The sequence below is a fragment of the Micromonospora sp. NPDC005257 genome (assembly GCF_042872445.1).
GTDB lineage: Bacteria > Actinomycetota > Actinomycetes > Mycobacteriales > Micromonosporaceae > Micromonospora.
Window position 1 is genome coordinate 1 of the sequence record NZ_JBIAKL010000027.1, and the last position, 9,772, is coordinate 9,772.

Consider the following 9,772-nt stretch of genomic DNA (forward strand, 5'->3'; position numbering starts at 1 on the left):
ACAACGAAGGACGCGTCAAGCTCGACGACAAGTCCCTCATCAGCGACAACGACCCCACCAACTGCGCCAACACCGTCGAGGACTGCTTCAACTGACCTGACGGTCCCGGGGTGTGCGACCGGCCCCCCGCCACGTGACGTGGCGGGGGGCCGGTCGGCCGTACGGTCAGCTCTGGACGAACACCGCCACGCTGCGCGCGGGCACCGTGAACGTGCCGGCGCCCCGGTCGAACGACGCGGCACGCAGCGCCGGGTCGGCCGAGTTCCGCAGCACCGGGTGCAGCGCCACGTTCGCCCCGCGCAGCCCGGTGACCGTCTGCTTCGCCGTCTCCGGGGTGGCGTTGAAGACGACAGTCACCGACTTCCACTTCCCGTCCAGCCCGCGCGCGTCGAGCGTCATGGTGAGCACACCCGGCGTCTCCTTCGTTCCGGACAGCGGGAACGCCACCCGCTTCTGCACCTGCTCGGCGGTGTCGAGGCCGAACACCGGCGAGGACCGGCGGATGCGCAGCAGCTCCGCGTACCGGGCGTCGGCCAGTTCGACCGCCGCGCAGTCCGGTACCAGCGACGGGTCGGCGAGCAGCGGCTTCGCGTACGACCACTTGTCCTTGTTGTCGGCCTCCGGTGGCAGGCCGGCACCGAACCCGTTGCCCTGGGCGCAGTCCCACCGGATCTGGTTGAACCAGTCCCCGGAGTTGTAGGAGTTGCGGTCCAGCGACTTCGAGCGCAGCCGCTCCGAGCCGGTGGTCACGAATCCGGCGCCCTGCCCGAGCGCCGTGGTCGACAGCGCGAGCACCTGCATCCGGGCCCGGTCCTGCGCCGAGGTCCCCTGCGGCAGCTTGTAGGCCAGCGCGTCGTAGAGGATCTCATTGTCGTGGGCGTCGACGTAGGTGACCGCTTCGCCCGGCGCGGCGGTGTACCCGGCCGGAGCGCCGTTGTAGTCGACCTGCGCGCCGGTGACCCGCTTGCCGGTGGAGTCGGTGAACCGGTAGCCGCGCAGGTTTCCGGTCAGCCCCACCTTGATCAGGTCGTGCTGGTGCAGCAGCCGGGCCCGCTGCTCCGCGGCCGAGCCGTTCACCTCGTCGCCGTTCGGGTCCGTGTAGAGGCCCGAGGCGAAGCCCTGCACGCGCGGGTTGGCGTCGAACGGGCCACCGCCGCGCACCGCGTCGCGGAGCCGGTCGTTGAACGTGCCGACGCCGGTGCCGGCCATGTTGGCCTGGGTGGCCTGCGTGAACCGGGCGTCGTCGGCGACCTCGCCGAAGTTCCAGCCCTCGCCGTACAGCAGGATCTTGCGACCGTCCACGCCGTCGCGGGCGAGCGTGAGCTTGTCCAGCGCGGCCCGTACGGCCAGGATGTTCGCCTTCGGGTGGTGGCCCATCAGGTCGAACCGGAACCCGTCCACCTTGTACGCCTTGGCCCAGGTGACCAGCGAGTCCACCACGAGCTTGCCCATCATGGCGTGCTCCGGGGCGGTGTTGGCGCAGCAGGTGGAGTTCGCGACGGTTCCGTCCTCCAGCAGCCGGTGGTAGTAGCCGGGCACCACCTGGTCGAGCACCGACTTCGGGTCGGCGCCGGCGGCCGAGGTGTGGTTGTAGACCACGTCCATGACCACCCGCAGGCCGGCCTGGTTCACTCCGGCGACCATCCGGCGGAACTCGGTGGTGCGCTTCGCGCCGTTCGGGTCTACGGCGTACCCGCCCTCGGGCACCGTGTAGTGCAGCGGGTCGTACCCCCAGTTGTAGCCGTCGGTGCCGGCGACCGCCGCGACGCATTTCTGCTGCTCGTCGGAGTCCGGCGGCAGCGCGGCCAGGTCGCAGTCCGGCCGGGCCTGGTCGGCCCGCTTCTCCGGGATGGTGGCGAAGTCGAAGGCCGGCAGCAGGTGCAGGTGGTTGACCCCGGCGTCGCCGAGCGCCCGCAGGTGCTTCATGCCTGCCGTGTTCGGATCGGTGAACGCCAGGTAGGTGCCCCGGCGCTCGGCCGGGACCGTGGTGTCGGCGATGGAGAAGTCCCGCACCGACAGCTCGGAGATCTGGACCTTCGACGCCGGCGGGGCGGCCGGCTTGCGCAGGTTCGCCCAGCCGGCCGGTGCGAGCGCCGGGTCGGTCAGGTCGACGATCTGGCTGTGCGTGGAGTTCGGGGCGAGCGCCACCGAGTAGGGGTCGGTCACCGACGCGGTGACCATCTTCTGCGTGGCCGGCTGCCACGCCTGCACCCGGTAGCGGTAGTAGCGGCCGTTCCACGCCTTCGTGCCGCGTACCGACCAGACGCCGGTGCGGTCGTCGCGGCGCATCGCCACGCTGGTCGGCTGGGACGTGGGCGAGTCGTACAGCTCCAGCGAGACGGTCCGCGCGGTCGGCGCCCACACCGCCAGGGTGGGCACCCGGCCGGCGAACGTCGGGCCGAGCTTCGCGCCGGTCGCCGCCGCGTAGACGTCGTCGAGCACGCCGGGGATCTGCACGCCGGTGGCGGCGAGCAGCGCGCCCTCGGCGTCCCGTTCGGTGACCACGATCTGGCCGCGCAGCGCCGCCGGCACCCTGGCCAGGTCGGCGCGATCCAGCGTGAAGGCGCGATGGGCCCAGAGATGGGGGTACGCCTGCCGTTGCGCCTCGGTCAGCCCGTTGCGCCGCGCCCCCAGCGGGATCGTGGTGTACGTCCCGGTCAGCTCGCCGTCGGCGAGGCCGATCCCACCGGCCGGGGCGACGGCGAGCGCGTACCGCCTGCCGTCGGTCGGCCCGGTCGTCCAGGCCACAGTCGACCTGTCGATCCACTGCGCCTTCTGCTTGGTCAGGTCGAGATCCTTGGCGGCGCCGGACGTGGTGGTCGGCAGCAGCCGTCCCTTCACACCGGCCAGGAGCCACACCTCGCGTCCGGCGGAGGCGAAGTCGAGCCGCTGGTCCTCGGGCTGGTCCTTCTCGTCGCCCTTGTGAATGACGTAGCTCAGCCCGGCCGCCCCGGCCGCGAGCGGCACCCGGAACACCGCGCCGTACGCGTCGATCTTCTCCGGCTCGAGCGGGGCGGCCCAGTCGGTCGGGGTGGCCGCGCCGTCCCACAGGTGCAGACCCCAGCCGTCGTAGTTCCCGTCGGCCTTGCGCCAGTGGATCAGCGCGGTGTCCTGCGCGACGGGCGGGTCGGGTTCGCCGGTGGCGGCCTGCCGCGTCGGGTAGAGGGCCGGGTCGCCCTGCTTGACCCAGACCTCGCCGGTGGCCGTCACGTCGATGGTGCGGTCGTTCGCCACGTCCTTGTTGCCGTCGGCGTCGACAACGAGGAAACCGACTGTCTTCGCGCCGGGCTTGAGCTTGACCCAGGCGAACCGGCCGTAGGAGTCCTCGCCGGCGAACGGCTGCCCGGCGGGCCATTCGGTCACGTACGCCGGGTCGATGTCACCCCAGGCGTAGAGCCGCCAGTCGTCGTACCCGCCGGCCGGGCGCTGGTAGTGCACGATCGCCCAGTCCCGCGACGCGCCCTGCGCCGGGGTGCCGACGGTCCCGGTGGCACGGGCGGTGGCGGTGCGGCCCTTGCCGTCGCGGACCACCGCCTTGTACTCCACCCGGGTGCCGCCGGGCAGGCCGGTCAGGTCGTGGTGCACCGTGTACGGCGCGCGGTGCGCGCTGCCGAGCAGCGTCCACTTCCCGCCCGCGACCCGGGCGGCGAACGTGACCGCGGCGAGCGGGTCGCCGGTGACCTGGGCGGTGACGGCGACCTTGCCGGGGACCGGGTCGCCGCCCGGCTCGGTGATCGTGATCGTCGGGGCTCCGGCCTGCGGGATCGCCCGGTCGGCCTTGAGCACCAGCGCCGACATGGCCGGCACGGTGACGCTCAGCTTGCCGTCCGCGCCGGCCGTCGCGCCCGCGGCGCCGCCGTACACGCCGGTGAAGCGGGCGCCGGCCGACCAGGTGTCCACCGTGACAGTCTGCGGTGTCGCGGCGTTGTTCACCGCCGCGACGTACTCGACCCGGTCGGCGGGCAGGACGCGGGAGAACGCGAAGACGCCCGGCCCGTCGGCCGCGTACCGGGTCACCTGCACGCCGTCGCGCAGCGCCGGGTGCGCGGTCCGCAGCCTGCCCAGCTCGGCGATGGTCCGGTAGAGCGGGTGGCGGGTGTCGTACTGGTCGGCGGCGTGGGTCCGGGTGGTGCCGATCAGGTCGTCGTCGAGGTAGTCGGCGGTCCGCGAGGCGAACATGTCCTGCCGGGCGTCCTTGTCGCCGCCCGGGCCGGTGAAGCCCTGCTCGTCGCCGGAGTAGACGACGGGCTGGCCACGGGTGAGGAACATGAGCTGGTGGGCGAGCCGGCTGCGGTTCACCTGGGTGGCGTCGTCACCGCCGGCGGCGGCGACGAACGAGCCGATCCGGCCCATGTCGTGGTTGCCCAGGAAGGTGGTGAGCCGGTTGGCGTTCGTGTCCCGCGCGGAGTACAGGTCGTCCTTGGCGTAGACGTCGGCGAGCGACCTGGCCGAGCCGTCGGCGGCGGCGTACCCGCGTGCCGCCTCCTGGAACGAGAAGTCGAGCGTGGCGGGCAGCCCGCCCTGCCGCACGTAGGTGGACTGGATCTCCTGCTCGGCGCTGTAGACCTCGCCGAACATGAAGAAGTCCTTCTTGCCGGCCTTCGCCGCGGCGGCGTCGATGCCGCTGGCGAACTGCGGCCAGAAGTCGAGGTTGGTGTGCTTGACCGTGTCGAGGCGGAACCCGTCCACGCCGGCCTTGCCGATCCACTGGGCGTAGATGTCGGTCATGCCGCGCACCACCTCGGGACGCTCGGTCCACAGGTCGTCGAGGCCGAAGAAGTCGCCGTACTCGCTGTTCTCCCCGGCGAAGGTCGAGTCACCGCGGTTGTGGTACATGGTCGGGTCGTTGAGCCACGCCGGCACCTTGACCTTCGCGTCGGCCGGGGTGGCGAACACCGGGGTGTACGGGAACGACTTCTCGTTCACGGCCGGGAACCTACGCGTGCCGTCGGCGTAGTTGCGGTCCTCGAAGGGACGCCCCTGCGCGTCGCGGTAGGGGGCGGTCTTCTTGTCCACGTAGCCGTACTTGTCCTCGGCGTACCGGATGACGTCGGCGGTGTGGTTGACGATGATGTCGAGGTAGACCTTGATGCCCCGCCGGTGGGCCAGATCGACCAGCTTCTTCAACTCGGCGTTGGTGCCGAAGTGCGGGTCGACCTGGGTGAAGTCGGTGATCCAGTAGCCGTGGTAGCCGGCCGAGACATCCGCGCCGGCGCCCTGCACCGGCCGGTTCTTGAAGATCGGCGCGAGCCAGATGGCGGTGGTGCCGAGCCCTTGGATGTAGTCCATCCGGTCGATCAGGCCCTTGAGGTCGCCGCCGTGGTAGAAGCCCTTGTCGGTCGGGTCGAGGCCGGTGGTGAGCCGGCCGCCGGTCAGGCCGCCGGTGTCGTTGCGCTTGTCACCGTTGGCGAAGCGGTCGGGCAGGACGAAGTAGAACTGCTCGGCCTTCGCCGTGTTGGTGGCGGCCTTGAGCAGCGCGTCCGGGGACGGCTCGCGGTTCCACTGCGGAGCGTTGCCGGCGGCCAGGACGTCGGGGGTGGCGGCCGGGCCGGTGGCGCCTGCGCCGAGCTGGTGGAGGGCCACCGGCACGCCGACGAGAGTGAGCACGAGGGAGGTGACCAGGGCGAGCAGCGCCTTGGGGGATATCGGCGGCGGTTTCATCGACGGCCTTTCTCTGGTCGCTGATTCGCCCGCACGCTAGCCCTCGCCGAAACATTCTGCAATACCTTGCAAACCATGTCGTAACAAAGCAGTTACCTTGCAAGGATGGCGCATCCGTCGGGCCCGACCCGGGCCGCCTGACCTACCTGTCGGCGCAGGGCGTGCCGTCGACGGTGCAGCTCGCCGGCCGGGTACCGGCCCGCTCGATGTGGAACCGCACCGGCACGGACTGCCCGGGGGCCAGGTCGAATCCGCTGCGATAGGTGAACACGCCGTCGGCGAAGCCGAACACGCCCTGCTCGGCACCCTCGACCCAGGCGGTGACCAGCCGCCCACCGGGGAACACCGCCCGCACCGTCCAGCCGTGCGGCGTACGCGCGGTGTTGACGAGCAGCACCTCACCGATGAAGCCGCCGTCGAAGGAGCTCGTCACGCTGTACCGGCCGGCCACCGCCGAGGGCGGCGCGGGCGAGGGCGGCGAGGGCAGTACCGGCCGGGCCACGCCCCGCGGGCTCGGAGGCGGCGCGGCCGGCGTCGGCCGGGCGGGCAGCATCGTGGACCGGGGCGACAGGCCCGGCACCGGCGCGGTGGCGGCGACCGGCGAGGGGCCGGTGGCGCTGACCGCCGTGGGCGTCAGCGGCGTGCCGGGCAGCGACATCACCGGATCGGCCGGACCGGCCGCCGGGAACGTGCTGCGGCCCCGCACCGAACCGAGCGCCACCACCAGCAGAACCACCATCACGAGCACCCCGGCGGCGACGAGGATCCAGGGGGACGAGGTCATGGCGGCTCCGGGCTGCGGGTCGGGGCGACGCATGCGGGACATGGTCCTCCTGTCGGGGTCCGGGCCAGAGTAGCCACCCGGACCGGGTCACGGCGAGGATCGCGCTCGAGCCCTGCCGCCCGGTGCCTCACACCTGATACCTTGCACGCCGATCAATGACCACAATGGCTCGTCGAGCCGGTAGGACGGGTAGCCAGTGACTGAGTGGCAGGGCAACATCCGGCGGGCGTCCGCAGCGGACGGCGCCGTCGTGACAGCGATTCTCGCCGAGGCTTTCATGCGGGATCCGGTGAGCGGATGGGTCTTCCCGGCCGACGACCACCGTGCGCGGGTCCATCCCGCATTCTTCGGACCGTTCGTCGCGCTGGCGCTGCGCACCGGTGAGGTATATGTCGCCGGTGACGGGCTGGGCGCCACGCTGTGGCTGCCCACCGGCACGGGCCACGACGCCGAGGACGGCGGCGAGTTCGACGGGATGGAGGCCGCGATCGGCGCGGAGGCCATGAAGCGGTTCGCCGTGCTGGACGAGATGATGAGCGCCCGGCACCCGGGTGAGCCGCACTGGTACCTGCCTTTCATCGGGGTGCACCCGGACCATCACGGCAAGGGCGTCGGGTCGGCGCTGCTGCGTAACAGGCTGGCCGAGCTGGATCAGGCCGGCACGGCGGCGTACCTGGAGGCCAGTTCGCCGCGCAACGCCGAGCTCTACGAGCGGCTCGGGTTCCGGCGTCGTCCGGTCACGCTCGACCTGCCGGAGGGCCCCAGCCTCTACCCGATGTGGCGCGACCCGGCCTGACCGGCGCCGTCCCGCCCCGGCTCGGCCCGGGGCGGGACGTCATCGCCGTACCGTCGTGGTGCTGACGTCGAGCGCGCCCACGACGGCGGCGAGCAGCCCGTCGAGCTGCGCCGGCAGGAACCGGCGGCAGTCGCGCATCCGCGCGGCCACCTGCGGGTCGAAGATGTGCGCGGCCAGCCCGACCGCCTCGGCGAGCGTCGCCAGCAGCAGCGTGCCCGGGTCCAGCTCGGCCGGGGACGAGTGCATCAGCATCGCGGTCAGCCGCACCCGCGGTGAGGCCGCCTGGTTCGGGTCGTTGGCCGGCCAGCGCACCGCGCGGCCGATCAGCTTGCCCTGCTCGCGACGGAGTACGCCGGCGGTGACCAGCCGGGTGCCCACCCGTTCGTTGATGTTGAGCTGGGTCCGCAGGTAGCGGATCCACAGCCGGGCCGGATGCGCTCCCTCGCGGCGCAGGATCTCGGTGATCAGCAGGTCGGTGAGCGGCTCCTGCCACAGCCGCGGGTCCACCGCGGCGATCCCCCCTCCGTCGAGGGCGATCCGGCCCTCGAACATCAGCTCGGCGAGCGCGGCGCCGGCCAGCCCGCACTCCAGCCGGTCGACGGCGACATGTGGCTTGCCGGTGAACTCGTCGTGTCCGATAAGGAACAGCGCATCCGCAAGCCGGTAAGTGGCCTGCGCCCCGGGGTAGGTCATGGTCCATCCTCGAACGGTGGCCGTGATCGTCGACACGGGACGGTACGGCATGACCACGCACAGCTCAATTCCGGCGGATCACGCGCGCCCCAAATCGATATCGAAGCGGGGTTGTCACAATACGTGATCACCAATACCCTGCTTCACGTTGTTCCGAAGTAGACACGTCAATCCCCTTACCCCCTCCCCTGGAGAAGCCTTGTCCTCCGATCCGTTCTTCTCCGACGGTGGGCTGCGCCGCGGTCGTCTCGGCACCGCTCACCTCGTCTTCTTCACCGTCGCGGCGTCCGCCCCGCTGACCGTTCTCGGCGGTGGTGTGACCACCATGTACGCGGTCAGCGGCAACATCGGCGCCGCGCTCGGATACGTGCTGCTCGCCGCCGTACTCGCCGTCTTCGCCACCGGCTACGCCGCGATGAGCCGGTACGTCGCAAACGCGGGCGCGTTCTACGCGTACATCGCCAACGGCCTCGGCCGGGCCGGCGGGGTGGCCGGCTCGGCGGTGGCACTGGCCGCGTACAACGCGATCCAGATCGGTCTGTACGGCCTGCTCGGCTCGATCCTGGGCGACTTCATGGACGCCAAGACCGGGATCACGCTCGACTGGTGGGTCTGGGCGCTGCTGGCCTGGGTGTTCATCGGCGCGCTCGGTGTCCTGCGCATCGACCTCAACGCCACGGTGCTCGCAGTGCTGCTCATCCTCGAATGCGTGGCCGTGCTGATCTTCGATCTGGTGGCCTTCGCCAACCCGGACGGCGGCGCCGTGACCACCGCCGGCATCAGCCCCGGCCATCTGTTCGGCGCCGGCTTCGGCGCGGTGCTCGCGTTCACCATCGCCTCCTTCACCGGCTTCGAGAGCGGCGCCATCTACAGCGAGGAGGTCAGGGATCCGCGGCGCACGGTGGCCCGTGCCACCTACATCGCTGTCGCGTTCACCGGCCTGTTCTACGCCTTCTCCGCCTGGGCGCTCACCGTGCTCACCGGTCCGGAGAACGCCCCCGCGGCCAGCGCCGAGGCGGGTCCGGGCATCATCTTCGGCGCGCTCGACCAGTACACCGGCGCGGTCGTCGCGGACATCGCCAACGTCCTGTTCATCACCAGCGTGCTGGCCGCCCTGCTGTCGTTCCACAACGGCGTGGCGCGCTACCTGTTCGCGCTCGGCCGGGAGCGGGTCCTGCCGGGCTTCCTCGGCGCCACCTCCAGCCGCAGCGGCGCGCCGGTCGCGGGCTCGCTGGTGCAGAGCGTGCTCGCCGTGGTGGTGTTCCTGGCGTTCGCGATGACCGGCCGTGACCCGGTCATCGACCTGTTCACCTGGCTGTCCGGCGCGGCCGCGGTGGGCGTCGTGCTGCTGATGACGCTCACCTCGGCATCCGTGGTGGGCTTCTTCCGCGGCCGTCCCGGCCCGGAGAGCGCGTGGCAGCGGACGATCGCCCCGGCGCTCGGCACGATCCTGCTCACCGCCGTGCTGCTGGTGCTGCTGTTCAACTTCGACGCGCTGCTCGCCCCCGACACCGCGAGCTACCTGAAGTGGCTGCTGCCGGCGATCCCGGTGGCGGCGGGTGTGGCCGGTCTGCTCTGGGGCCTGGTGCTGCGCACCAGCCGGCCGGACACGTACCGCCGGATCGGCCAGGTCACCGAGGAGGACCTGCACGAACCCGGTCTGCACTCGGCCCCCGCGGCCGAGCGCTGGGCCGGTGCCCACCACCGCTGACGCCCGTCGGTGGGGGGGGCGGGCCCCCGGGGCGGGCCCCCCCCCCCCCCCGCCCGGGGGGGGGGGTGGGGGGGGGGGCCCCCCGGCCGGGGGGGGGGGCCCCCCCACCGAGGGGGGGGGCGGCGCC

5 protein-coding genes are annotated in these 9,772 nt (G+C 72.0%); 2 read left to right on the plus strand and 3 right to left on the minus strand.

Annotated elements, in window-relative coordinates; all coding sequences use genetic code 11:
• Positions 1-165 precede the first annotated feature (165 nt).
• Positions 166-5,661, minus strand: a complete 5,496-nt coding sequence (gene pulA, locus ACFYO8_RS29520) for a pullulanase-type alpha-1,6-glucosidase (RefSeq protein WP_387257831.1) — start codon at positions 5,659-5,661, stop codon at positions 166-168.
• 142 nt (positions 5,662-5,803) lie between these two features.
• Positions 5,804-6,445: a cellulose binding domain-containing protein gene (locus ACFYO8_RS29525; RefSeq protein ID WP_355047588.1), complete on the minus strand. Its 642-nt coding sequence runs from the start codon at positions 6,443-6,445 to the stop codon at positions 5,804-5,806.
• A 196-nt stretch (positions 6,446-6,641) separates the two neighbouring features.
• Here ACFYO8_RS29525 and ACFYO8_RS29530 point away from each other — a divergent pair, with 196 nt between their 5' ends.
• Positions 6,642-7,241, plus strand: coding sequence for a GNAT family N-acetyltransferase (locus ACFYO8_RS29530; protein ID WP_355047587.1), 600 nt, complete (start codon positions 6,642-6,644; stop codon positions 7,239-7,241).
• A 39-nt stretch (positions 7,242-7,280) separates the two neighbouring features.
• On the opposite strand, the gene ACFYO8_RS29535 is transcribed toward ACFYO8_RS29530, so the two are convergent.
• Positions 7,281-7,934, minus strand: coding sequence for a GPP34 family phosphoprotein (locus ACFYO8_RS29535; protein WP_354872513.1), 654 nt, complete (start codon positions 7,932-7,934; stop codon positions 7,281-7,283).
• A 199-nt stretch (positions 7,935-8,133) separates the two neighbouring features.
• Between ACFYO8_RS29535 and ACFYO8_RS29540 the strand changes: the two genes are divergently transcribed.
• Positions 8,134-9,645 carry an APC family permease gene (locus ACFYO8_RS29540; protein ID WP_354872516.1) on the plus strand — a complete coding sequence of 504 codons (1,512 nt, stop codon included), beginning with the start codon at positions 8,134-8,136 and terminating at the stop codon, positions 9,643-9,645.
• Positions 9,646-9,772 lie beyond the last annotated feature (127 nt).

Excerpts from the sequence above, each read along its gene's own strand:
- pulA (WP_387257831.1), bottom strand. The coding sequence starts at position 5,661 with ATGAAACCGCCGCCGATATCCCCCAAGGCGCTGCTCGCCCTGGTCACC.
- ACFYO8_RS29525 (WP_355047588.1), bottom strand. The coding sequence starts at position 6,445 with ATGACCTCGTCCCCCTGGATCCTCGTCGCCGCCGGGGTGCTCGTGATG.
- ACFYO8_RS29535 (WP_354872513.1), bottom strand. The coding sequence starts at position 7,934 with ATGACCTACCCCGGGGCGCAGGCCACTTACCGGCTTGCGGATGCGCTG.